This window comes from Anaerovibrio lipolyticus DSM 3074 (assembly GCF_900141865.1).
Classification (GTDB): Bacteria; Bacillota; Negativicutes; order Selenomonadales; family Selenomonadaceae; genus Anaerovibrio; species Anaerovibrio lipolyticus.
In genome coordinates this window covers 1-25,677 of record NZ_FQYW01000020.1, presented here as the reverse complement: position 1 = coordinate 25,677, position 25,677 = coordinate 1, and the positions used below count along the sequence as shown (strand labels likewise).

23 protein-coding genes and 1 pseudogene are annotated in these 25,677 nt (G+C 38.9%); 1 reads left to right on the top strand and 23 read right to left on the bottom strand.

The window, feature by feature from the left end; genetic code table 11:
* From B6K08_RS11055 to B6K08_RS10950, 22 genes are all read right to left on the bottom strand, one after another.
* Positions 1-1,080, bottom strand: a complete 1,080-nt coding sequence (locus B6K08_RS11055) for a nucleotidyltransferase family protein (RefSeq protein ID WP_080326138.1) — start codon at positions 1,078-1,080, stop codon at positions 1-3.
* The gene (locus B6K08_RS11050; protein ID WP_080326137.1) at positions 1,073-2,251 is read right to left on the bottom strand and encodes a LegC family aminotransferase; all 1,179 of its coding nucleotides are present in this window, start codon (positions 2,249-2,251) and stop codon (positions 1,073-1,075) included. The genes B6K08_RS11055 and B6K08_RS11050 overlap by 8 nt, the downstream gene beginning before the upstream one ends.
* Positions 2,252-2,269: 18 nt before the next feature.
* Entirely contained in the window at positions 2,270-3,478 is a 1,209-nt protein-coding gene (locus B6K08_RS11045; protein ID WP_080326136.1) for a polysaccharide biosynthesis protein, read from the bottom strand.
* Positions 3,479-3,488: 10 nt separating this feature from the next.
* Entirely contained in the window at positions 3,489-5,222 is a 1,734-nt protein-coding gene (locus B6K08_RS11040; protein WP_080326135.1) for a capsular polysaccharide export protein, LipB/KpsS family, read from the bottom strand.
* Positions 5,203-6,060, bottom strand: a complete 858-nt coding sequence (locus B6K08_RS11035; RefSeq protein WP_080326134.1) for an IS3 family transposase — start codon at positions 6,058-6,060, stop codon at positions 5,203-5,205. The genes B6K08_RS11040 and B6K08_RS11035 overlap by 20 nt, the downstream gene beginning before the upstream one ends.
* A complete protein-coding gene (locus B6K08_RS11030; RefSeq protein ID WP_080326133.1) occupies positions 6,014-6,352 on the bottom strand; it encodes a transposase in 339 nt (112 codons plus the stop codon). The genes B6K08_RS11035 and B6K08_RS11030 overlap by 47 nt, the downstream gene beginning before the upstream one ends.
* Positions 6,353-6,556: 204 nt before the next feature.
* Positions 6,557-6,802 (bottom strand): acyl carrier protein, encoded by a 246-nt coding sequence (locus B6K08_RS11025; protein WP_080326132.1) that lies wholly within the window; start codon positions 6,800-6,802, stop codon positions 6,557-6,559.
* A gap of 60 nt (positions 6,803-6,862) precedes the next feature.
* Positions 6,863-7,720, bottom strand: a complete 858-nt coding sequence (locus tag B6K08_RS11020) for an AAC(3) family N-acetyltransferase (RefSeq protein ID WP_080326131.1) — start codon at positions 7,718-7,720, stop codon at positions 6,863-6,865.
* 1 nt (position 7,721) lies between these two features.
* A complete protein-coding gene (locus B6K08_RS11015; protein ID WP_234985353.1) occupies positions 7,722-9,008 on the bottom strand; it encodes a DUF4910 domain-containing protein in 1,287 nt (428 codons plus the stop codon).
* 65 nt (positions 9,009-9,073) lie between these two features.
* Entirely contained in the window at positions 9,074-9,691 is a 618-nt protein-coding gene (locus B6K08_RS11010) for a hypothetical protein (RefSeq protein WP_080326129.1), read from the bottom strand.
* Complete coding sequence (locus B6K08_RS11005) at positions 9,678-10,277, bottom strand: YdcF family protein (RefSeq protein ID WP_080326128.1); 600 nt, start codon at positions 10,275-10,277, stop codon at positions 9,678-9,680. The genes B6K08_RS11010 and B6K08_RS11005 overlap by 14 nt, the downstream gene beginning before the upstream one ends.
* A gap of 90 nt (positions 10,278-10,367) precedes the next feature.
* A complete protein-coding gene (locus B6K08_RS11000) occupies positions 10,368-11,429 on the bottom strand; it encodes an N-acetylneuraminate synthase family protein (protein ID WP_080326127.1) in 1,062 nt (353 codons plus the stop codon).
* Between the two features lie 52 nt (positions 11,430-11,481).
* The gene (locus B6K08_RS10995; RefSeq protein ID WP_080326126.1) at positions 11,482-12,813 is read right to left on the bottom strand and encodes an aminotransferase class III-fold pyridoxal phosphate-dependent enzyme; all 1,332 of its coding nucleotides are present in this window, start codon (positions 12,811-12,813) and stop codon (positions 11,482-11,484) included.
* 14 nt (positions 12,814-12,827) lie between these two features.
* On the bottom strand, positions 12,828-13,592 hold the full coding sequence (locus B6K08_RS10990) for a cytidylyltransferase domain-containing protein (protein ID WP_234985355.1): 765 nt from the start codon (positions 13,590-13,592) through the stop codon (positions 12,828-12,830).
* A gap of 81 nt (positions 13,593-13,673) precedes the next feature.
* Positions 13,674-14,669: a UDP-N-acetylglucosamine 4,6-dehydratase (inverting) gene (gene pseB, locus B6K08_RS10985; RefSeq protein WP_080326124.1), complete on the bottom strand. Its 996-nt coding sequence runs from the start codon at positions 14,667-14,669 to the stop codon at positions 13,674-13,676.
* Between the two features lie 20 nt (positions 14,670-14,689).
* Positions 14,690-16,432, bottom strand: coding sequence for an ABC transporter ATP-binding protein (locus tag B6K08_RS10980; RefSeq protein WP_080326123.1), 1,743 nt, complete (start codon positions 16,430-16,432; stop codon positions 14,690-14,692).
* An 8-nt stretch (positions 16,433-16,440) separates the two neighbouring features.
* Entirely contained in the window at positions 16,441-17,526 is a 1,086-nt protein-coding gene (locus tag B6K08_RS10975) for a DegT/DnrJ/EryC1/StrS family aminotransferase (protein WP_080326122.1), read from the bottom strand.
* Between the two features lie 151 nt (positions 17,527-17,677).
* Positions 17,678-18,235 (bottom strand): acyltransferase, encoded by a 558-nt coding sequence (locus B6K08_RS10970; RefSeq protein WP_080326121.1) that lies wholly within the window; start codon positions 18,233-18,235, stop codon positions 17,678-17,680.
* On the bottom strand, positions 18,235-19,314 hold the full coding sequence (locus B6K08_RS10965; RefSeq protein ID WP_080326120.1) for a Gfo/Idh/MocA family protein: 1,080 nt from the start codon (positions 19,312-19,314) through the stop codon (positions 18,235-18,237). The genes B6K08_RS10970 and B6K08_RS10965 overlap by 1 nt, the downstream gene beginning before the upstream one ends.
* A gap of 19 nt (positions 19,315-19,333) precedes the next feature.
* Positions 19,334-20,662, bottom strand: a complete 1,329-nt coding sequence (locus B6K08_RS10960; protein WP_080326119.1) for a nucleotide sugar dehydrogenase — start codon at positions 20,660-20,662, stop codon at positions 19,334-19,336.
* Positions 20,663-20,690: 28 nt separating this feature from the next.
* Positions 20,691-22,526 carry a polysaccharide biosynthesis protein gene (locus tag B6K08_RS10955; RefSeq protein ID WP_200810419.1) on the bottom strand — a complete coding sequence of 612 codons (1,836 nt, stop codon included), beginning with the start codon at positions 22,524-22,526 and terminating at the stop codon, positions 20,691-20,693.
* A 288-nt stretch (positions 22,527-22,814) separates the two neighbouring features.
* Positions 22,815-23,684: a hypothetical protein gene (locus tag B6K08_RS10950; protein ID WP_080326118.1), complete on the bottom strand. Its 870-nt coding sequence runs from the start codon at positions 23,682-23,684 to the stop codon at positions 22,815-22,817.
* A 128-nt stretch (positions 23,685-23,812) separates the two neighbouring features.
* On the opposite strand from B6K08_RS10950, the gene B6K08_RS10945 reads away from it, so the two are divergent.
* Positions 23,813-25,006 carry an IS256 family transposase gene (locus tag B6K08_RS10945; RefSeq protein ID WP_080325129.1) on the top strand — a complete coding sequence of 398 codons (1,194 nt, stop codon included), beginning with the start codon at positions 23,813-23,815 and terminating at the stop codon, positions 25,004-25,006.
* A 414-nt stretch (positions 25,007-25,420) separates the two neighbouring features.
* Here the strand turns inward: B6K08_RS10945 and B6K08_RS14345 are convergent.
* Positions 25,421-25,551 (bottom strand): annotated as a pseudogene (locus B6K08_RS14345) (IS66 family transposase); the annotation flags it as partial.
* Positions 25,552-25,677 lie beyond the last annotated feature (126 nt).

Here is a 25,677-nt window from a genome sequence, read left to right as displayed (position 1 = left end):
TCATTTCTCAGAAATTATATTCAACTTCTGCTCCATACGCTTCATTTCTTCAAACTCGCCCATATCAAGGAAAGAATCCTCACTTATTGGATAAGTGCCAACCTTGCCCCCCTGCTGCATAACCTTCTCCACCAAATGAGTCATGTGAAACATTGTGTCATCTGGTATTAAGTCAATGGTTGCAGGATTTATAACATACATACCAGTGTTAATAAAATATGATAGGGTCGGCTTTTCCTCCATGGACAGTAACTCACCATTCTCCCCGGAATTAACAACGCCATAAGGAACTGTAATATTTTTCAAAGCAACTACCATGGTAATATCATTGCCGCATTTAATATGATGGTCGTAAACATCTGCATAATCTGCCCTAATTAGCGCATCACAATTGGTTACAAATAGAGGAGTATCAAACTTTTCTTCAATAAGTTTGATACTGCCACCAGTCCCTAAAGGTTTATCTTCCTCAACAAACTTTACAACATATTGTGGGGCTAAATCATTGAAATAGGAACGTAACATGCCCTTTTTATAATTTACTGTCATATAAAATTCTTCGATTCCATAATCCACATAACAGTCGATTATTCGTTCCACAATAGGTGTGTCGCCTATAGGGATAAGAGGCTTAGGCAAAATTTTAGTGAAAGGATAGAGACGAGTACCCTTACCGCCAGCCATGATAACCACTGGAACGCCCCTAAGTTGATTAACCTTTTGGAGTACACTACTTATTTCCTTGAACAGTATAATATCAATGATTTTTTTATCATCATCCAAAATTGGTACCGCCGTAATGGCTCTTTCCACCATTAAAGATTTAGCCTTGCCTTTCTCGCGCACCGGTAGACTTACAGGATTTTTGAACATTACAGCTTCGACAGTGGCACTTAACTCACCGCCTTTTAATATCCAGCGTCGAATATCACCATCAGTTATACAACCGATTAAGGACTTTGAATCATCAACAATGAATATAAGACCAGCATCGGTGGCATTCCCATCTATTTGAGCCATAGCTTCTACTACCGTCAATGACAACGAACCTATAAAATCTTTTATTCGCTCCTTATCCATGAGCAAACTCCCCTAACACTTTCTTTACCTGCGCAGCAACGTACTCTATTTCTTCCTTGGTTATCTGGGTACTTGAAGGCAAATTTAGAATTCTCTCCGCATAATACGGTGCCTTTTCCAGCTTATAGGTAACTTCATCCTTATATGGAACCTGCTCATTGATAAGCCCCCAAATAGCGCGGGTCTGAACCCCACACTGTTCCAGTGCAGTAATTATTTCCCGCATGGTGCCCTTAACCTTATCACAATCAATTTCCAAGGAATAGAACCACATATTGGAGTAAGTATCCTCGCGGAAGCCTATCAGCTTGCCCAGTTCAAAGCCTTCAAAAAGCTCACGATAAAGCTGATAATTGGCTTGCTTACGGCAAATAAATTCTGGCAATTCTTCCATCTGAGCCACCCCCAGGGCAGCCTGAATATTTGTCATGCGGTAGTTATAGCCCACTTCATTATGGATATAATAATGAACATCATCCTTCGCCTGAGTAGACAAATACCTGATATGGTCTACAACTTTTGTATCGTTGGCAGTAACAGCACCACCACCACCGGTGGTGATAATCTTATTTCCATTAAAGGAATAACAGCCAAAATCACCGATGGTACCGGCATATTTGCCGGCAAGTGGTCCATCGATGTATTTACTGCCCAATGCCTCAGTAGCATCCTCAATTACTTTAAGATTATACTTCTTGGCAATATCCATAATGGCAGCCATATCGGCCATGTTGCCAAAGACGTGAACCACAACTATAGCCTTAACGGCCTGATTATTATAGCGAAGCTGAGAACCATCAAAGCTGCACTCACTTTCGCAAAATGCCTGCAATTTCACCGGGTCCATACAAAAACTGCCATCACAGTCGATGAATACCGGCGTAGCAAACTGATATTTTACTGGATTTACAGCCGCAATAAATGTAAGTGGCGGAACCAGCACCACATCCCCTGGCCGTACACCAGCCTCCACCATTGAAAGATGCAGTGCAGCTGTACCACTCTGACAGGCAGCTACATTATCTGTATGCAAAAACTCAGCCAGTTTTTCCTCCAGCTTGGTAATATAAGCACCACCAGTTGAAACCCACCCCTGATCAATGGCATCGTCCACATATTTTCGTTCATTTCCTTCGAAATTAGGTATGGATAAAGGTACAAATCTGCTCACATTCACATCTCCCACAAATTACATTTTGCTATCCAGCGACTTTCCAGTTTCAATATGCTCAAAATTTGGCAAATAATCAGTCATAATCGACACTACTTCTTCCTTGGTGGTATTCTCTTTATCAAATACAGCTGTTAATTTGTCAAACAAGGCATCAATCTTTGCCTTATCTGGTATTTCTTTATCTGTAACTACCCCCAGTGATTTTAGGCGATTCATATCCACTTTCTCTGTATCTGTATAAAATTCCTCATAGGCCTTTTCGCCGGAAGTATTGGAACCAGAGTAGTGCACTGGATATTTGTAACTGCCATTCTTTAATTCAACGGCTTTTTCAATGGCCTTCTCATCACTGTCACACTCCAATACTTCGTAGCCGTTTTCTTCCAAAAAGGCTGTCGCAATCTTATCAAAAGTCATCATCTGAGCTTCTTCCAGACGCGGGAAGAAGATTTCCCGATTATTGCCCAGCATACAGGAAAGCATACAAATCTGCCCACTTTCCTCCGGTGACACAAAATACCGCTTTACATCATATGGTGCACTGATAGGCTGAAGTTTTTGCAGTCTGGCAATAAAGCCAGCTGGCAATGAACCATTGGAAAAGGCCACATTGGCAAATCTGGCGGTCTTTACAGGAAATTTATCAGAATAAGCGAAGATAACATCTTCCATGATACGCTTGCTTGCTCCCATGATATTTACGGGATTGGCAGCCTTATCAGTAGACACACAGAAATATTCCTCTGGAGGAATTTCTGCCAATAAATCCAGAAGCTTTTTTGCCTGCAAAACATTATTCTGCAAAAGAGCCTCCACGGAATATATATCTTTTTCCGAGCGGACATGCTTATGTGCGGAAAAATTGGCTACAATATCAAATCCCCCACGGCTCCTGAACATTTTTTCAAAAATAACTGAAGCAAAATCCATGGGATATGTAACGTAGTCACCTGGCACATACATCCCCTTGGTGGAACGCAGGTCACGGGTCAGCTCCGCCAAGCCATTTTCATTTGTGTCTACCACAACTAGAGTTGCTGGCTTAAACGGTAAAATAGCCTTAATAAATGACGAGCCAATAGAGCCTGCCCCACCAATGACCAAAACAGTTTTTCCAGCAATCTTCTTACTTAACTGCACCTTGTTTGCTTCAACATCAACGAGAAACATGCTCTGCGCCCGCTTGGTGACGTATTTATTAATAAATTCATTTAAATTAAACATCGTTATCCCTCTATGTTGTTTTTTTAATAACCTCGTCACCCAAAACTCGTTTTATCTCTTTGATGTACGCATTAACTATATTTCGTTTACTTTTTTCTCTAAACTGTGAAATGTTAGGACGATGCATTACATCCCACCAAACAATTCTGCCTTCGAAAAAATAATTCTCTAAAGTTTTAAAATACACCTTGATTTTCTTATCAATATCTTTATTATCAATACCTTTTTCCAGCTGATTCATAGCCATTTTACAATCATCATTATTCCTGATTGTAAATACATTTGGAGCATATTGCAAATAACTATAACCAAACATAAGACATGGCTTATGGACCGTTATTGCTTCCATCCCGGCAGTTCCTGTAATTACCGCTACAGCCTTGCTATTATCAATCAATTTATATGTATCTTCATTCAAGTCAATAAATCTGACATTTGTCAAACTATCCAATTCGTCGTAAAATGTTTTTGTCCGCCACGAAGCACGATGAGGATTATGAAGGCCCAAATTATTATTGAAATTGGGATGCTCCTTTATATAAATCAACCATCCCTCTGGTAAATAATAGGACATCGTTTTTATCATCATGACCTGATCAACAAATCTTCCACCTAAAGGATTTGAGGTAGCCTCTGGCTGGTAATGCAAAGGAACATAAATGTAATTTAAAGAATAATCTGCACTTATAGCCTTAGATTGATAATATGAGAAGTAAGTAGCAACTTCCCTAAAAATGGAGCTAGTTACAACAGATTTTATAAATAATTCATTAGTCTTACTATCAAAAGAGAAAAACCTAATTCCCATTCCTAACAAGAATTTAGCTCGACGATATAAATCTCTTATCCTTTTTCCGAAGAAATTATTATTCACATATACATCAAATAACCATTTAGCCACGAAGACGTTATCATATAACCAGATCGCCCACGTTCTTCTTTTAGGCGCCTTCCTATTTTTCATATAACTTGGAGTTCTATTTTTATTCCCTGTATAAAACTCATACACTTCCAGAATGTCAGGTCTTAAATCTATCTTATCTATATTTGTATTTTTATAAGCATCAAAGTTACTGATAAATTCATTCTTAAAAAATGGTAACTGATCATGAACATCAACAACAATATGTAAACGATCCGGAAATCCTGCCCTTTGTGTACTAAAATATTTTATCCCTTTAATCTTACATAATAAATACAAAATAAAATTATATCCCTGATGCACAACTTCTGTAGTAAAATAGACATCTATTTTGTACTTATCTAACACATGATTCCAAAATCTGATGTGATTATAATATTCATGCCATATATCGGTATATCCACTAGAAGACCATCTCAGCAACAATGCTATAATCTCATTCTCATAAGGGGAAAGCTGGTGCAAAAGTTTGTCGTCCACGGGTTCCCCCTCTCCAATTTCAGCAATGGCGTCGCTATAATCGCCATAAAAGAATGGCAATGCACAAAACGCCTGTGTTACATGCTTATTTATTTTACTAGAAGACAATAAATCCTCATTGTGATAATTCAAAACACAAGTTTGTACATGTAATAAATCTAATAGCTCTGTATAAACTTCATCGTCAAAATCTTCGGCACCAGTGCCAAATTCTACTAAAACATTCATATGTGATCTCCAATTTTTTTTACTAATAACTATAATGGGCCCTCTGTCAAGACCACTTTTTAAAATTTTAAGAGTGTCATAATACAGTATAATACTAAGCTGCAAAACAGCCATAAAAGACCTCATCTGGTACATTGTAGTCCAGTGCTTCATGCGGACGAAGGCTGTTATATGTGTCCACATAGTCATTAACCAGCTTACGTAATTCCCTGGGCGAATCATACTCATTGGGATAAATCTGTTCAGTCTTTAGACTACGGAACCATCTTTCTATCATGATGTTATCAGCCCAACGGCTCTTGCCGTCCATACTTTGACGAATGCCAAGGTCTTTTAGTAATTGCTTATAGGTATCACTTGTAAACTGGCTACCTTGATCTGAATTAATAATTGCTGGGATACCACACTCCTTAACAGCTTCCCTTACTGCGTATATGACAGACTCTGTATCAAGGCTGTCGGATAGATAGTGGCCTACAATCCTGCGACTGTACCAGTCTATTATGGCGGTCAGATACATATGCCCGTGAGGCCTTGGGATGTAGGTTATATCAATAGACCATACCTGATTTGGAAATGCCACATTGTAATTTCTGAGCAGATATGGGATGATAGCTTCTTTAAAGTTACGTGCCGACAGATTAGGCTTGGGATAAATGGCATATATACCCATCTTTTGCATTAAGCGTCTTACAATCTTTCGCTTGACAGGATAACCATCTTCATTTAGCTTAATGACAAGCTTTCTGGAGCCTAAATATGGCAATGCTGTATGCCAGTAATCAATACGGGCCATTATAGCCTCATCCAGAGCATTGGCCGATGGATCTGGCTCAGATGGGACATAATACAGGCTTGAACGGTTAATGCCCAGAAGTTCACATTGCCTGCGGATAGAAATGCCTTTATCCTTTTGAATTAAACTCCGGGATTTCTGGGATTTGTTCTCCAACTTGGCGAAAGCAGTCCTGAAGAAAATCACGTTCCAGGGTCAGTTGGCCAATGGTTTTTAGCATTTGATCGTTGTTCTTCTTCAGGTCAGACTCCTTCCTCTGAGCTATCTTTTGCTCAGGTGCTGCATCAAATACAAGATGGGCGTTCTGTAAGAAGTCCTGCTTCCACTTACGAACCATATTGGGATTTAAATTGTTTTCAGAACATATGACATTAAATTCTTTATCGCCTTGCAAAATAGCGATGATAATTCTGCTCTTGAATTCAGCAGTGTATTTCCTTTTCGGCATGATAGTAACCTCCATTCGTTACTAATTACTATATCATGCACGCTTAAAAAATAAAGTACTGGTCTAAATTCTTGGGACCATTATAAACCAAATAATATCTTAGTTATTTAAACACAAGTTTTATCATCTTGATAACATCCCGTCAACTATAAATGTCGACCATTATAATTAAACATTATCACAATTGATTCTATATTAATACGTTTACAGTTCTATATCATGCTTATGCAATATTTCTATTCCATCCTGATATGATGTAAAATTCTTTATATCATTAGGCTCAAGGCGTATTGAAAACTCTTTTTCCAGTGATGTTACCAGACTTATATGCCCCAATGAATCCCACGCACTTATTTCATTTCTTATTAAACTGTCTAAATCTGTGGTGTCACTTATCCTAATTCCTAATACATTAGCAAAAATTTTATTATATTTAATAATATTATTCATGGTATAACCTCTTTCATATCGTAATTATAAAAATACTCTCCACACAAACACCCATTATATTCATATTGAAATTTTTACATCAGGGTGTGTCTGACCACTCGTCCAATCAGGATGATAGTTTTTAAATTTGTAACAACCTCTAGCATCATTATTTTTTATATCATCGATATAAACAGAGAATGCTTCCGAACAATTCATAAACCACAAATCAATATCAAACCACTTAGCATGTTTAAAAATATCCTTGCCAGCAAATTCTTTTATATCACTGACTGGATCAAATACAATATCTAAATCTCGTACATACATCGAATATATCTTTTCAGTAGTATGCCCATCAGCATCCGTATAATTACCTGCAAATTCCTTCGTATATCGCCATGGCACTTTCAGACATCGTTCCACATAATGCTTAAAAGTAAAGCATTTACCCAAAAGTATATCAAAAGTCAATGTTGTAGCATTGTTTTCTCTGAGATAGGCAAACGGTGAATCATCCCCCCATCCATCTATATTTTGCATGCCAGCCAATAATCTAGCATCTTTTCCCCAAACCATAAAAGAGTACATCGGATGTTGTGTTCTCTGAAAATCTCTTCTGTTTTTCAAAATCCAGTTATTTAAAGCCCCTACTTCACATGCGCTTTCTTTTATTGAAAACCCTTCACCACGGCAAAATCCCCATGTAAATACGGGAAAAAGCAAGGTTCCGTCATTACCAATAATCTCTTGTAATTTGTCAACTAAAGCATTTAGATACTCATCATATTCTTCTATTGATTCAATATTATAGGTATTACGAACCTTGTACATTAACATGGTAATATCTGAAGCAACATATAAAACATCTCCGTGTTTTACTCCAAATTTCTTCAGTATAGATTCTAGCGCCCTAAACTCTACGTGTGCATCTAACATTTTATTCCACCACCTTTAACAAATTGGCCGCTATTAATTTTTCAGCAATAGGTATAATTTCATTGACTGGTACCCCAATAATATTGCTTATCTCAATCAAATCATTTTTCCCATCGGCATACGCAATAAAATCAAGCATTGCAGTCACTTCATCATAAGATCCTTTCTGACTAATGGTTGGATATAATCCCCGTTTGCCCAATTGTGGTTCTCCCAAGCATTGTATCTGATATTTTTTATTACTTTCTAACACTAAAATACACTGTTGCATCACATCATATGCACCTTGAAGACCTGCTGGTGAAATCAGTCCCATATCATCCTTGGACGTATGATATTCAGGATACTCACCAAATTTTGAGCGACAAAAACCACAAACAGGCAAGTCAATCCCCGGAGCATTGTACTGCCTCTCGTCACTGCCTCTTTTCAAGAAGGAATACTCCTTATATTTAGGATAAATAAACTGCAAAACATTTTTTGTAATTATATCAGTCAAAGTATTGCCATATCGCGTCCGAACATAAGAATAAGTGCGGTCATCCCCAACACAGGAAAGGTTCCATCCGGCTATAACATTTGCTTTCATCTTTTCAAGGTTATCGCCTTGGCTCATATACGTCAACGAACCAATAGTCTCAGGAACATATACAAAGCGATAGGTATAATGTCGATTCGTCAAAGAGAGCAACCATTTAGCAAGATAAACTGATACTGCCGGACCAGATAATTCATTGTTCGCCATGGATGGATGACACATATAGGTTGAGATGAGCACTTCCTTATTAGACTCACCAGGAATAATTAATTCACCGTAAGTCAAACTGCCATCAAAGAGCTTACTATCAATGAAAATGTGGTAAGTATCCTCTGGCAAAGCATCGTACTGCTCCTGGGTCATACAAAAGCCAAACCGCCCCTTATAATAGGAGGTTACATAAGGAATAGCATCTGGCTGATCTGGCTGAGTATATATATACTGCTTCAACTCTGCCAAATCCACTGTTTTATCTACAGGTGTTGAATAGCCCACCACATGAAGATTATGCTTGTTATAATCAAGTATCTTCTCACCTGAGGAGTTTTTTATCCAAGCATCGCGGATACGCCACTCTTTGGGTACCGTCCAATCAAAAGCGTTTGTACCGCTTGGTATTTCATGCACTGTTATTTCTGGTACTATTTCCCTCAACGACTGTAATGTTTGTCTTACTCCATCGCCAGTTATACTACGGCAATATGGGAACATTTTACTGCAGAGATTATATATTTCCTGCCCGATTAACACTTTTTTCCACATCCCTAGAGTCCATTTTCAATATAAACACAAAAATACACATACGGCCTATTTTATCAGTCAATACAACCATAACATGGTCTCAATGCAAGATGTCTATGAATACTAAACCCATTCTTATTGACACCATCTACATCGTGATACTTACCTACATATATTCTATCTCCATTATGGTCTGTATCACTACACCATACAAAATCATGATACCAAAGCTTAATACCTAAGATATACCACGCCATAAAAAAGGCATAGGTGCAACTTATAGCAGAAGGAAAATTATATTTTTCTTTCAATTCCAAAGGTTGTATGGCCCTACTCTCTTCATAAATTTCTTTTCTTATAAGGAACCATCCATCTCTCATAGGAATGTCAATAAAGTCCTCTTTATTATACCAATCCTGATTATAAAAGCAAGGTTCAGATAACTCAGGATTCATCCCCACTATTTTTTTCATATTCCGTATTGTAACAGGACTTCCATCATTAAAGCTTCCAATACCAAGAATAAGTATATAATCTTCCTTCTTTTTTTCGAGCTCATCCCTTGAGTATTGTATTTCTGGCAAAAGCTCACCTAAAAGTAATTTCATATCCGTCAGCTTGTCAATTTCCTCAGGACCAATCATGTTCTTCCCCATTATGCCTTTTGCATCACTTACACTAATATGATTCATTCATTAAAGCTTCCTTCCATTTTTGATATTGAATTACTTCATCAGCTGTTGCCAAATGTCCCAGCTCTGTGTATTTCTCTATCCGGTCAAACTCTCCCACCAGACGGTCTATACGCATTCCCCAACCAACATCTTGAAACCAGTTTAATTGTCTTGCTGGTGTGTTATATAAAATTATATCACTTTTTTTGTCTATTATTTCACGTAAAAATGTCAAATATGCCCTATATTGGTGCTCACTTGAAGCAACTAGTGCAAGTTTCTTCCATCCCATTTTTTCAGCCAAACCGATAACTTCAACAGCTTGCTGCCTTGTGTGGGTTGATTTATCCTCGTGAATCAAATCACTTTCCCTAACACCACTTTGTAATAACAGTGGTTTATTTTCCTCAAATGGATAACTTCCATAATCTCTGTCAACCACATTGCCGCTAAACACAATTTTGGAAACCAAACCATTTCTATATAGTTCAGCGGCCTTATTAACACGAAAAAAACCGTCGCCTTCCAATAAAATTGCAGCATCAGACTTGGAAAAGCAATCATTATCTACAATGGCAATTATTTTCTCTCTATCAGTTATCATAGTTTTCTCCACAAAAAGATGGATAGACATCACCTAACGACCATATTAAGGTCATTTATCCATCAGATTTCTATCCATCATCTTCATCAATCAAATATCTTCCCAAAAAATAGGATCACGAGCTGGAATATCCTTATTGGCAATTTTTCCAACAACTACATTTTTATACTTAGGCGGAATACCCAAAGCTGGACGCAAAACCTCCAAATCTTCTGCCTTAATTTTTTGGCCCTTTTTTATATCATTTTTAGCATAAAGGCAACGACGTTGAACATAAACTGTCTCGGCCTCTTCTTCAACCACTTCTTTACAGGTACTGCCCATGGCCCTTTCCACTTCCCGAATGGAATCAACCATAAACTTAAACTCATCAGGCTCCATAGAATGTGGATGATCAGGCCCTTTATCCTTTTTATTTAAGGTAAAATGTTTTTCAATTACTCTAGCCCCCAAAACGACAGACGCCAATGTCACAACATGCCCAGGAGAATGATCTGAGTAGCCGATTAAGCAATCAAATGCGCTCTGATAAGTTTTCAAAACATTAACATTTGCACTGTCAATCTTCGACGGATAATTTGTAATGCATTGCATCAAAACCAAATCCTTATTTCCCGTCTTTTTTATTGTACGCACTGCCTCGTCTATCTCAGACATCGTTGCGTCACCAGTTGCCAACATAATTGGGATTCCCTTGCGGGCCGTGTACTCAATCATCTCCAGCCATGTTATCTCACCAGAACCGATCTTGATGAATGGCACCTTCATATCAGCACAAAGATCCACTGCCTCTTTGAAATATGGGGATGTAGAAAAATCAATACCAATATTTTTACAATAATCAGCTATTTCCTGATGCCATTCCACAGGAAATTCGACATCTTTGAAAACCTCAGAAACAGTCCGTCCCCATGAGCCATGTACTCCATGGAGAGTCATTTTGGAGAATCCGCCCTCGGAAACAATAGTTTCCGCTGTAAAGGTCTGGAATTTCGCACAGTCAGCACCTGCTTCCTTAGCAGCATCGATTAATCTTTTTGCCTTATCTATGCTACCATCAAAATTGCCACCTATTTCAGCAATAAAATATGTGGGATAATCGATACCAATAGTAGAACTTCCTATTTTAATTTTTTTATTAAAGAACGACATTTGCAATCCCCCTCCCATGTGAACAACTTGCTAATACTACCATATATCGAACTTAATTCAATCTTCCAAAGCCAGACTGACAAACGCCATATTCAAGCTGACTTTCTACTGTTATCCCCGAACCATTCAATTCCGCAATTCTTTTAAACACATCTCCCAAATGCTTCAGGTACTGATTTATAATTTCCGCACTGTGAGCATTCGAAGTATAAAAAGAATTTGATGCAATATATCCCCGTTTGAGCATTTCTTGCGTAACAAATGTTTTGTAGATCAATGGATTTTCATTACCAATAATAGAAAAATGGCTCATTGGCAAAATTCCTCCAACATCTATTTTCAATCCGGCAGTGTTGGCTAGATCCTTCCATCCTTTTTGAATAATTTTCCCGTATTCACTCTGTTTTTCCCAAACACGTTCCCGTTCATAAACTTCAATACTTTTTAGGGTAGCCGCAAAAGCGACTCGTTCCGTATAAAATGTACTACTAATAAATGTTTCTTGAGCAGCATCCATTACATCACTCTTACCCACAACTGCTGTTAAGGGATAACCGTTCGTCATCCCCTTGGCAAAAACAGCGATATCAGGATCAACTCCCAAAACTCTATGGCTACCACCAGCACAAAGTCTAAAGCCAGCAGACACTTCATCAAATATCAACACAACTCCACTCTTTTCCGTAGACGTCCTAATTTTTTTCAAGAAATCGTCTTCTGGATAATCATTACGAATTGGTTCTATTACCACAGCAGCAATGTTATCTTTATGTTTATCCATCAAAGCATAAAATTCGTCAATGTTGTTATAATGAAATGGTAAATTAGTTCCTGCAAGCCCCTTAGGAACCCCCAATGGTTCAAGCCCTGGAATATGCAAATCATCAAGGGCATTTTTATTTGCTAAGTTAGCAGACAAATACCAATCATGCCAACCATGATATCCACAAAACAAAATAATATCCTTATTGGTATGTGCTCTAGCTATTCTAGATGCTAGTGCCATAGCCTCACCGCCAGCTTTAGCGTATCGAACTCCCCCAGCCCAAGGGTGCAAGTCAATAAGTTTTTCGGCTAAATAAACCTCTTCTGGTGCATTTAAAGTACACATTCCGCCACTATTAATTGCCTCCTTGGCAGCTGCATCGACTTCATCATTCGCATAACCTAAAACATTAGAACCTATTCCCATATAACTAACGTCTATATATTCATTTCCATCAAGATCCCAAATTTTGCACCCCTTAGCCCGCGAATAATACGCTGGCCACAATTCTGGCAGGAACATTTCCGGTCGTTTACTTAGAAGCTGCGTTCCGCCAGGGATAATCCGTTTTGCCTTTCTGTACAAAATCTGTCCTTTACCATCTTTTGAAATGCTCATATTGTATTATCCTTTCATATACTACTAGGTATTGAAACTATTCGGTCCTCTCTTATCGATTTAGCTAATCCTTCATCCCTATTAAACTGACTATTCAACATTTTTATATCTGGATGATTATCCAAATATTCTATAATATCCTTGTAAGTAAAATTATCATTTTTTCTTTCATTTATGAAATAGTTATAAATGTGTTCAACAAGCATAAAATCTTCTGGCTCGTCTACTGTCCACCTATGGTCACCAAAATAACCAATAGGAGAAACAAAATCCTGCAATTTAAATATTTCTGGATGTCTAATTGCATACTGAGTGACATGTTCTCGCTCAAAAGAGTGGTTTGCCTCTTTCCAAGATTTCTCCAGTGCTTTAAATGATATAATCTGAATATCAAGCCCATCTGCAAAGGATTGGCTCAACATCCCCATATAGTCTGTTCCATCATTCAACTGATAAAGTGCCTCATCCAATAAACCAGCATCAAAACAAGGACAATCCGCCGTTAATCGAATTACATACTCCGGACGCAGAAGTTTAGCTGTCTGGTAGTATCTATCCAGTACATCTTCTTCGGAGCCGACCCCTACCCTAACACCAAGCTCAGAACATAGCTTAATTATAGGTAAGTTGTTTTTTTCGATAGACGTAACTACAACAACTTCATCAATTATTTTGCTTTTTTGTACACGTTCTATCATGTGTTGTAAAAGTGTTTTCCCACAAATCTCCTTCAACACTTTGTTTGGCAACCTACTTGATCCACAACGTGCTTGAATCATCACTAAATATTTCATGGATTCTCCCTCAAATAATAACATACTCTAATAAGACGCTCATGCTCAATTTAATTCTAACACTACCTATATATTGCCAATTTTCCCCACATTATCTTTAATCCACTCCTGCAACTGCGGAATGGTCATCCATTCCTTGTTATTGTCGGAAGTATAGCTGAATCCCTCTGGCACTTGAATACCGCCCTTTATCATATTCTCGGGTTTACCCCAATCACAAATCTGCGGCAAAATCTTGAAATGTTGAGGATACTCATAGGTGAAATGGGCATCCTCAACGCCAATCATCTGCTCATGGAGTTTTTCGCCAGGGCGAATACCAATCTCCACCTGCTCTGCCTTATCATCTACAGCAGCGGCAATATCACAGATATTCATGGACGGAATCTTCTTAACGTATATTTCGCCGCCTTCCATATCCTCGAAAGCATGCCAAACCAGTTCTACGCCCTGTTCAAGGGAAATCATAAATCTCGTCATACGCTTATCTGTTATTGTAAGCTTTCCTTTCTTGGCAATTTCCATAAAATAAGGAATAACAGAGCCACGGGAGCCCATTACATTGCCGTATCTTACAACTGCAAATTTGGTTTTCCCTCCAGAATAGGAATTTCCCGCAATAAACACCTTATCAGAGCAAAGCTTAGTAGCACCATATAAATTCACCGGTGAACTGGCTTTATCCGTGGAAAGAGCAACTACACGTTTAACATCTGAATCTATACAGACATCAATGATGTTCATGGCACCATTTACATTGGTCTTTATGCATTCAAATGGATTGTATTCCGCTGTTGGTACAATCTTAGTGGCAGCGGCATGAACAACATAATCAACCCCGCTCATGGCCCGGTAAAGTCTGTCCTTATCCCGCACATCGCCAATAAAAAATCTTACCCTTTCATCCCCTTGGAATTTCTTGGCCATATTCCACTGCTTCATCTCATCACGAGAATAAATAATCAATTTCTTTGGATTGTATTTTTTTAAGGTCATAGGTACAAAGGTGTTGCCAAAGGAACCTGTACCTCCTGTAACTAAAATTGTTTTGTCAGTAAACATCATTGTCACTCCATATTTTACTAATTAATAATTTCCGCTTTTCCGTTTTCCAGTTTTATCTTATAATCACACGCCTCTAATGTTGAAACACGATGTGCGATTGCAATTATTGTAATTTTTCCTTTAAATTTCAATATTGTTTCAGTAATGGCCTTTTCTGTCTCGTTATCCAATGCCGAGGTTGCTTCATCAAGAATCAACACTTCTGGTTTTTGATACAAAGCTCTTGCTATACCAATTCTTTGACGTTGCCCACCAGACAATTTAACTCCTCGTTCACCTACAAATGTGTCTAATCCATCAGGCAACGTATTTACATAAGTATCCAATTCCGCCATAGACAAGGCTTTTTTTATTAACTCATCATCAATTTTATCCTCGGATTCACCAAGTGCTACATTTTCACGTATAGAGCCATCAATTAAATAAATCTCTTGAGGAACATACGCCAAATTTGCCTGCCAGCCTCCAGTATTTTCTATTATATCTTCTTCATCACAAAGAATTCTTCCAGTGGTTGGTTTCAATAACCCCAACAAAATATCAACTAATGTTGTTTTTCCTGCTCCTGAAGGACCAATAATCCCGACAAATTTCCCTTTAGGAATATTAAAAGTAACACCTTCTAATATCAAATCTTGACCTTCACCGTAACTGAAGGAAATGTTATCAATAAGCAAATTTTGTTTAAAAGATATTTTCTTTGTGTTATGTATAGGAAGAACTTCAATATCATTTGTTAAGCGAGTTCTAATCTCCAATAAAACACCATACAGTTCATAAAAAAATGGCATTTGGTTTTTTATGGCGTTATAAAAGCTGACTATTCTATTTGCACTTGGCATCAAGCGAAATGCTGCCATAGCTAAAACACCCAGCACGGGAATAATATCATTAGCATTGTCACCTATTGTTAGCTTAAAGATTATTAAAAATAATAAACCAACAACAACCACCATCTCTATTATTATTCGTGGTACATCAGACAGAAAAGAATATATTTGATTAGCTTTTGCATAACTTGTGTATGATGACATGAATTCTGTTAAAAAATAACGTTCTTTACCTAAAATTTTTGTTTCCTTAATTCCACCTAGAGCTTGATTTATCCATTTCAAATATTCTACATTGGCAATGTTTTGTATATCCCCCTGTTTTACTATTTCCCCCCTAAAAATACGAATAATGGATAAAATAATCATTCCCATTATAAAAGCAACAACTATAGCAGTGAACGCATCAACATATATTAACATTATCCAAATCGCTATTGCAGTTATAATCTCTGACCCCAAATAAAATAGCGACATCAAAATATTATTACATATGCTGCTAGCTCCACCATTAACATCTCTTAATAACTTGGCAGTATTATGATTTACATGAAACATATATGATTTGGCTAAATATGTTGACAATATTTCTCGGGCAAACATTGTTTGCATTCTCATGGTAAATTTTCTCTGTATGTAGATTTCCCAAGTGATAAAAGCATTTTTTATTACATAAAAAACTATAAGCAGAACCGCACAAGCAATTACAAATTCTTTATGTGTTGATAAATTAAGTTTGTCAGCTACCAGTGCAGCATAACTATTTACAACAAGAAAATCTGGTTGCCCCATCAAAGAGATTAATGGTAATATAGCAGCTATTCCTACAGATTCCAAAACAGCGCCAAGAAGCATAATCCCTAAAAATAATACAAAATATTTTTTTTGTCTATTTGTAAAAATAGAGAGAAATAAAAAAATGTCCTTCATACTATGCCTCAAATAGTTACAGTGTCAGCAACCAACCTTATCTCATCATCACTAACATAAGCACTCATAGGTAAGCTCATTACATGCTTAGCCGCCTCTTCGGCAATAGGCACACTGCCCCTGGTACCGAGGTAGTCAAACATTGGCTGCTGGCTGAGCGGAATAGGATAATGTACAGCAGTAGGAATACCAGCTTCCTTTAATTTTGCCTGCACTGCCTCCCTGTTCTCCACTTGAATGGTGTACTGAGCAAACACGCTGGTGTTATGTTCCTCAATGAATGGTGTAACAACACCATCAATTTCTTTCAATGCTTCTGTGTATTTTCTTCCAATTTCAGCCCGAAGCTTCACTTCTTCCTCAAACACTTCAAACTTTGCCAAAAGAATGGCTGCCTGCAAGGTGTCAAGACGGCTGTTCAGTCCCATGCAAATATGATGATACTTTCTGTCCTGGCCATGCTTATGGAGAATTACCAGCTTGGCTGCCAGTTCATCGTCATTAGTAAAGATAGCACCGCCATCACCATAACATCCCAACGGCTTTGTTGGGAAGAAGCTGGTGCAGCCAATGGTGGACAAACCGCAGGATTTGCACCCTTTATAGGTTGCACCAAAGCTCTGAGCCGCATCTTCCACTACTGGCAAATTATATTTATTGGCAATGGCATTGATAGCATCCATATCCGCACACTGACCATAAAGACTTACCGGCATAATGGCCTTGGTTTTATCAGTTATTGCCGCCTCAATCTTAGATGGATCAAGGTTATATGTCTTGGCATCAATATCCACAAATACTGGTTTTGCACCAATACGGGCAATTACTTCACCAGTTGCAACATATGTGAAGGCGGTAGTAATTACCTCATCCCCTGACTTAATACCAAGAACCATAAGAGCAATAAGCAATGCATCTGTTCCACTGGCACAGGCAATACAATGCTTTACACCCACATAATCTGCCAGTTTTTGTTCAAGTTCAGTTACCTCCGGACCAAGAATATATGCACCATGAGCCAACACCTTGGAAATTCTTTCATCCAAGGATTTTTTTATTTTTTGCTGCTGGGCAGCCAAGTTACAAAATTGCACGATTTTCCTCCTAAAATACCTCATCCGCCCTTCGGGCACCTTCCCCGGAGGGGAAGGCTAGAACTAGCCAGACCTCATCCGTCAACTTCGTTGACACCGACGGAGCTATGCTCCTAGTACCTGTAGGTGCTTCCCCAAAGGGGAAGGCAAATCATAAATCTACATCTACACCACAACGGGCACATTTCAAATGCTTGGCATCTGCTTTTACTATAGTGTCACCACAGGCACACATATAGCCATGGATTTGGGCTGGATTGCCATAAACCATGGCATAATCCGGCACATCCTTGGTTACAGTGGAGCCAGCCCCAACAAAGGCATTTTTACCAAGGGTAGTACCACATACTATGGTAGCATTGGCACCGATGCTGGCACCACGTTTTATCAAGGTATCGTTATAATCCGCCGAGGTATTTCTTGGAAACTCACAGCGCGGAGTCCGTACATTGGTAAATACCATGCTTGGACCACAGAATACATAATCTTCCAGTGTTACACCTTCGTATACACTGACGTTATTCTGAATTTTTACCTTATTGCCTATCTTTACTCCATTGCCAATAAACACATTTTGACCGAAGTTACAACCTTCGCCAATTTCCGCTCCTGAGGAAACATGGCTGAAATGCCAGATACGGGTTCCCTTTCCTATTTTTACATTATCATCCACATAGGAAGATTCATGGACAAAATAATCCTTTTCCATTACTTACTGAACCTCCCCACAAAATCTAAAGAACTGCAATTTGTTAAAGGCAATTTTACTGGCTTGCCCTCAGCGGCGGATTTATAAATAGCCAATACTGTTTCCAGAGCATTCTTGCCCGCAACAGCATCCACGTATGGCTGACGATTATTCTCGATTGCATCCATCATATCAGCAAAAAGCTTGGTGTGGCCATTGCCGTATACATTGCTGGTTGGCTCCTGGAAACCACGATTTTCCTCATCCTCTAGCTGGCTGTCTGCAAAATCCCATACATCAATAGTATTGGTGGACTTGCCCCCCAGTTTTGCGGTACCTGTTTCACCAAATATATAAAGGGTTTCTTCCAAATTCTGTGGATATACATTGGTAGTGCCTTCGATGGTAGCAACAGCACCATTGGCGAAGGTCAGTACGGCCATGCCCAGATCCTCAGCCTCCAGATAATCATGGAACTGCTGACGGGTCTGGCCATAAACCTCAACAATATCTTCACCCATCATCCAACGGAGCAAATCAATACCATGAATGCACTGATTCATCAATGCACCGCCGTCCTGGGCCCAAGTACCTCTCCATGGTGCCTGCTTATAATAGTTCTCATTGCGGTTCCAGCGAACGTGAATAGAACCATGGGAAAGCTTGCCAAAACGCTTTCCCTCAATAGCCTTACGAAGCTTCTGAACGGCAACATTAAAACGATTCTGGTGACATGCAGATACCTTTACGCCCTTCTCTTTGGCTAAATCAATAATACGCTGGGCATCATCAATATTCATGGCCATTGGCTTTTCAATGATAACATTAACGCCTTTTTCTATACAGTACAAGGCAATCTCAGCATGAATACCGCTCTCAGTGGCAATAGATACAAGTTCAGGCTGTTCCTTTTCCAGCATTTCCTTGTAATCAGTATATCTCTTTATGGAGGTGTCATTATTAAGTTCCTTTTTGGCAAGCAAATTCTCCATAGCCTTCGGCAACAGATCACACACTGATACAAATTCCAATTTATTATTTACAGCCGCAATAACATGATTTATAGCAATACGGCCACAGCCAATTAATGCGTATTTCATTCCTTGCAAACCTCCAAAATCAAAGTCTCCAGTATCTCATACCGGAAATATCCAGTTCATCCTTGCGATAAAGGCTCTTTACATCAATAAGTACCTTTTCCTCGTTAGGTAGTTCAGACTTGAACATGTCCTTAAGCTGCATCATGGAGAGATTTCTGTACTCCTTATGACCAACAGCCACAATAATGCAGTCAGCCTTTGGTGCTTCATTCATCGGTACCAAATCCACACCATATTCCTGATTGGCAATGGCCTTGTCAGCCCAATTATCCACCACAACAGGCTGTATATCATATTCCTTCAGTCGATTAATGATATCTGCCACCTTGCTGTTTCTGGTATCTGGGCAATTCTCTTTAAAAGTAATACCCAAAATAACTACCGTAGCTTTTTTCGGTGCCATACCAGCCTCAATCATTTGCTTAATGGCCGCATCAGCCACATAAGCCCCCATGCTGTCGTTTACCTTGCGGCCATTAATAATAATCTGACTATGATAACCATACTTTTCAGCTGCATTAGTAAGATAATAAGGGTCAACACCTATGCAGTGACCACCGACTAATCCTGGTCTAAATCCCAGTGCATTCCACTTGGTATTCATCCCGGCAATTACTTCATCAGTATCGATTCCCATCTTATCGCAGATCATGGCCACTTCATTAACAAAGGCAATATTTATATCACGTTGACTATTTTCCACAACCTTTACTGCTTCAGCAGTTTTAATGGTAGACACTGGGAAGGTCCCAGCCTTTATAACAATATCATATACTTTTTTGATAACATGGGCTGATTCCTCATCCATACCGGAAACAATCTTTTGAATATTAGTAAGGGTATGGACCCTGTCACCTGGGTTTATCCGCTCAGGAGAATAACCAATTTTCCAATCCACACCGCACTTTAAGCCTGACTCTTTTTCAATAATAGGCACACAGATATCCTCGGTTACACCTGGATAAACCGTAGACTCGAATACAACCACTGTCCCTGGCTTAATATTCCGACCAACAGTTCTTGAAGCCCCCTCCACCGGTCTTAAATCTGGGGAGTTATCCTCTTTTACCGGTGTAGGCACTGCCACAATAATGAACTTTGCCTCTGACAATTTAGTAGGGTCAGCGGTAAATTCTACGGTACTATCCTTAATGGCAGCACCAATCTCATTGGTGGAATCTATACCATTTTTGTATTCTTCAATACGCTTTTCGTTAATATCAAATCCTATAACCTTAACATGCTTGGCAAACTCCACTGCTATAGGCATGCCAACATAGCCAAGGCCCACCAAAGCCAGTTTGTCTTTGCCGGATAATAAGTTTTCATAAATGTTCTTATAACTCATGATTTTCTCCTAAAAAATAACCAATATATCAACCAGCCTGAACCTGTTTGTTAACCTCATCAGGTGTTTTATAGGTACTTACTACATTATGTAATGCCTTGCGAACAGCATCATCGCTGATATCACAAGCATCTTTCAGTTGTTTTAGCTTGCCACTTATCTCATCCAAAGAAAAGGCTTCATCCTGCTCGATAAAAATCTTCTCATTGCTGGTTTTGCTTAAATCAGCAGAATCCATCAAAAGCTCCTCGTAGAGCTTTTCCCCTGGCCTCAACCCAGTTTCAACTATTTCGATACCATCCACGCCGCTGAGTTTTATCATATTTTCAGCCAAATCAAGTATTTTTACTGGCTCACCCATATCGAGGACAAAAAGCTCTCCATTCTGAGCCATAGCCCCAGACTGAAGCACCAGCTGGCTAGCTTCCGGAATGGTCATAAAATAGCGGATAATTCGCTTATCTGTAATAGTAATAGGTCCGCCACTGGCTATTTGCTTTTTAAATAGTGGAATTACTGAACCCGCTGATCCAAGTACGTTACCAAATCTGGTGGCACTGTACTTCACCTTGCCAAAGGTGCTATAGCTCTGAACTATCATCTCGCACATACGCTTGGTGGCCCCCATCACATTGGTAGGATTTACAGCTTTGTCAGTGGACACCATCATAAAACGCTCCGCGTTGTATTTCTCGCACAGCTCCACCACATTCAATGTGCCAAAAACGTTATTTTCTACTGCCTCAATGCAGTTTCGTTCCATAAGCGGAACATGCTTATGGGCTGCAGCATGTATCACTATCTGTGGATTATGCTCCACAAAAACCTTTTCCAAGCCAACTCTATTGGTAATAGAGACAATTTCTACCGCCATATTAAGTGCTTTTTGGTATTTTATACGAAGCTCCTGCTGAATGTCATAGGCACCATTTTCGTAAACATCCAAGATAATAAGCTTTTTAGGTGACATATTGGCAATCTGACGACAAAGCTCAGATCCTATAGAACCACCGCCCCCTGTAATCATGACTACCTTATTTTTGTAGTAATTATAGGTATCTTCATCCAGTACATTCATGACTTTCCTAAAGAGAAGCTCCTCCACCTCAAATGAGCGGAGGACTCGTTTATTACCAGCATTCTGTACTGTAGGATAATCATAAATCTTCAACTTAAAACCGCTATTTTGGTAAAAATCATAAAGTTCTTTACGCCGCTCAGATGACATATTTGGTATAGCCATTACTACAAGATTAATGCCAGCCTCGCGCATCTCTGCTAAAGTGTCAGAACTGTCTTCAGCCTTAACCTCCAAACCGTGAATTGTACGACCAACTTTACTTTTTTTATTATCAATAAAATACATTGGAGCATATCTGGAGGATGGGTTTTCTCTTAACTCTTCAGCCAGAGACACACCTACAGTCCCTGCTCCCACGATAGCAATTTTAATTTTTCCTGACTCAAGAGCTGGTTCAGCAATAACGCGCCCGCCAGTAAAAATTTTCAATAAAACTCTTGAGATTTTACCACGACTATCATTTCTGCCGCCACATTTATAAGCATACCTGTACACCATTCTTGTACCCAAAGCACAGAGTGTATTTGTACAGCATAATGCAATAAGTTTTGCTGCTGAAATATTTGGTTCCATAACCAGTTCATCTATAGCCAAATACAAACACATAGCAAGTCCATCAGCCAAGAGCAACCTTATATAACATTGTATGCCACCGTAGCGCCAAATCTGGCGGTATATATTCCACATCAGACGACTGCCAAAAATAATTATAGCAGCCAAAGCTATGTGCAACATAATTCCATAATCATCTAGTCGTCCCGCCCCCTGGTAAAATGCCAACATCAGTAAGGCAGTGAACAGATAAATTATTGCGTCATATGTAAGCAGAGAAATAGTTATCATAAAGAAAGGTTTCATCAAAGTCGTCCAATCATAATTATTATATGAGTCATTTTGCTCATAAAAATTTATTATTATTATACTCTTGCAATGGAGCAAACGCAATTAAATATAACTAAAATAACCGAATACAATTAGGCTACATCCATAACAAGAAGCCCCTCTCTGCCAAATTTGGCAAAGAGGGGCTAGAACGTTCAAACTATTTTTATCTTGAATACCTTAATTATTCTATCGCTTATCTTCTGGATCATAGAAAGTCCGCCCATTATATGCATTTTTTACCAATAAATCGAGTTTTTCGTTATCAACATATTTAACGATCTTAGACTTGCATTTTATCATATCATTCACTATGTAAGCATAGGCCACACAACTTCCATGAAAACCATCCAGAAAGTTATCATCGCTAGCACCTATACCACTTATATCTAAGTAATCATAAAATTCAAAACCATATTTTTTAAATAAAGGCGTACACTGGATAGCTATTTCAGGCAAATACAAATACTTTCCACTATCATACATTGCCGATATGACCGAGGGAGCAAACGGAGGGGAAAAGCCTATCACATAAATCCCCTTTTCTGCACAATATGCCAAAAGTGCATCAAGCTTTGTTAGGGTTTTTAAATCTACATTCGCTCCCCATTCGAATCGTGCTGTACCAGTTTCAATTCTTTTGTAAGTATCTTTAAACATATAATCGCTCGATGCCTGGGGATTACGATAAATGTAGCCGTTGTAATAACTGCCATCTATCATAAAGCCTTGATCCTTTATGCGTCCATTAAATCCAATATTCTGCGGATACATGTCTATATCGGAAAAAGACCACTTATTGTCCAACCAATCAGTAATCACCGCTTTTACCAGCGTCATCTTTGGCCTTGGAATTTCAGTTACAGGAACAAGCTCATCGTACACTCTACAGTTATAGTTCCATTCATGATTAAATACCCAGGCATCCAAGCCTAAAATTATACACTTAGGAGTATAATCCAGATTTTTTAAAAAATTTAAATACTCATCATAATTTCCGCCAACAGCACCACCACAATTATAAAACGTAGTCGTGAAATAGTCTGATCTAAACTGCATGACACGACTAGTACCTAATGCAATAACTGATAACGTATAATATCTTTCGCAAAATTAAATAGACATGGACTATTACCACTTAGTAAGATTGAATCACCACAAACAACTTACGAAAGGGGTAAAGTACCATGTCTACTAAAATAATACAATTAAATGAGGCCGCAATAAAGGGGGAACTGAAAAATCTTGTAAAAAATAGTGTTGAAGAAACACTGAATGCCTTACTGGATCATGAAGCAGATGAGTTGGTTAATGCCGACCGCTACGAACGTTCCAACGAGCGGAAAGGGTATCGTTCAGGACATTATGACAGAAATTTCACTACAGCTGCCGGAGATGTGACTCTTCATGTTCCAAAATTAAAAGGAATTCCCTTTGAGACAGCAATAATCGAAAGATATCGTCGTCGTGAAACATCCATTGAAGAAGCACTTATTGAGATGTATCTTGCCGGAGTATCTGTGCGTCGCGTGGAAGATATCACTGAAGCCTTATGGGGTACCAGAGTATCATCCGGCACAGTAAGCAACCTAAATAAGAAAGCCTATGAGCACATCGAGAAATGGCGTTGTCGCCCGCTGGCTGGGCAATATGCTTATGTCTACGTTGACGGTGTATACCTTAAACGAAGTTGGGGTGGAGAAATCCAGAATGTCTCTGTGCTTGTGGCAATAGGTGTTGACCAGGATGGATATCGTGAAATACTTGGGGCCGCTGAGGGAATGAAGGAAGACCATGAAAGCTGGAAGAATTTTCTCCTTTGGCTCAAAAAACGCGGTCTAAATAATGTAAAACTATTTATTGGTGATAAGAATTATGGAATGCTTGAAACAATAGCGGAAGTATACCCTAAAGCTAAGTATCAGAGGTGTATTGTCCACTTTTATCGCAATGTCTTTTCAGTAGTTCCGAGAGTAAAAGTACGTGAAGTAGCAATGATGTTAAAAGCAATCCATGCCCAGGAAAGTAAGGAAACTGCTCAAGAGAAAGCCCGCCAGGTGGCTGAGAAATTAATTGATATGAAACTCAAAACAGCTGCCAAGAAAATAATAGATGGCATTGATGAAACACTTACTTTTATGGATTTTCCTAGTCAGCATTGGACAAGGATTCGTACCAATAACACCCTTGAACGGCTCAACCGTGAGATAAAACGGAGAACTAAGGCCATAGGAGCATTTCCTGATGGCAACAGTGCTCTTATGTTGGTATGCGCCAGATTACGTCATGTGGCTTGTTCTGACTGGGGTGTAAAACGCTACATGAATATGAAACACTTAGAGGATAAAGAAAATGATTACGCCGATGTAACGGTCGTGTGATATTCAACCATTAAGTGGTAATAAATGATTTTGCGAAAGATTCTTGACACTATCAACCGCTATTCCGTTCTTAAGGAAACCAGCATTCCGGTGCTGGAAACCATTTTCAGATATTCCTAAAATTAAACCATGCACCCACTGGTGTAAATTTAATTTTGGGAGGTCACAAACATGACCAAATACCGCGAAATCCTTAGACTGTCCAGCCTAGGATTAAGCGTAAGCGTCAAAATATCCTATGCCTAAACAAGCCCAAATAAAAACGCAGCTGGTCGGCTGCGTAATGACTTCATCATTCAGTTGGTAAGGATACATTCCATGGAAGATACTTTTCCAAAACAGCATCGTCCTTTAAGGATTCCTCCTGGGACATGTTTGTGAAGATATATTCCAGATATTCCTTGGTATCCACTTTGTTGGCTATACAAGTCTCTATGAGGCTGTACGCTGCGGCACTGGCTTCGGCACCAGCTGGAGAGCCGGAAAATACCCAGTTTTTTTCTACCAATGGTGAATGGACGGATACTTCTTTCAGCGAGGTTAAGTCCCATAATCTGCGACAGTTTTTCCTGCCGCTGTAGCGACAATGCAAACTGCACGAATTCGGTTTCTGTGGTTTGGGACTGCGTAATGTATTCCCTGATTTTTCGCAGCCAATAGTAATAGGCGTG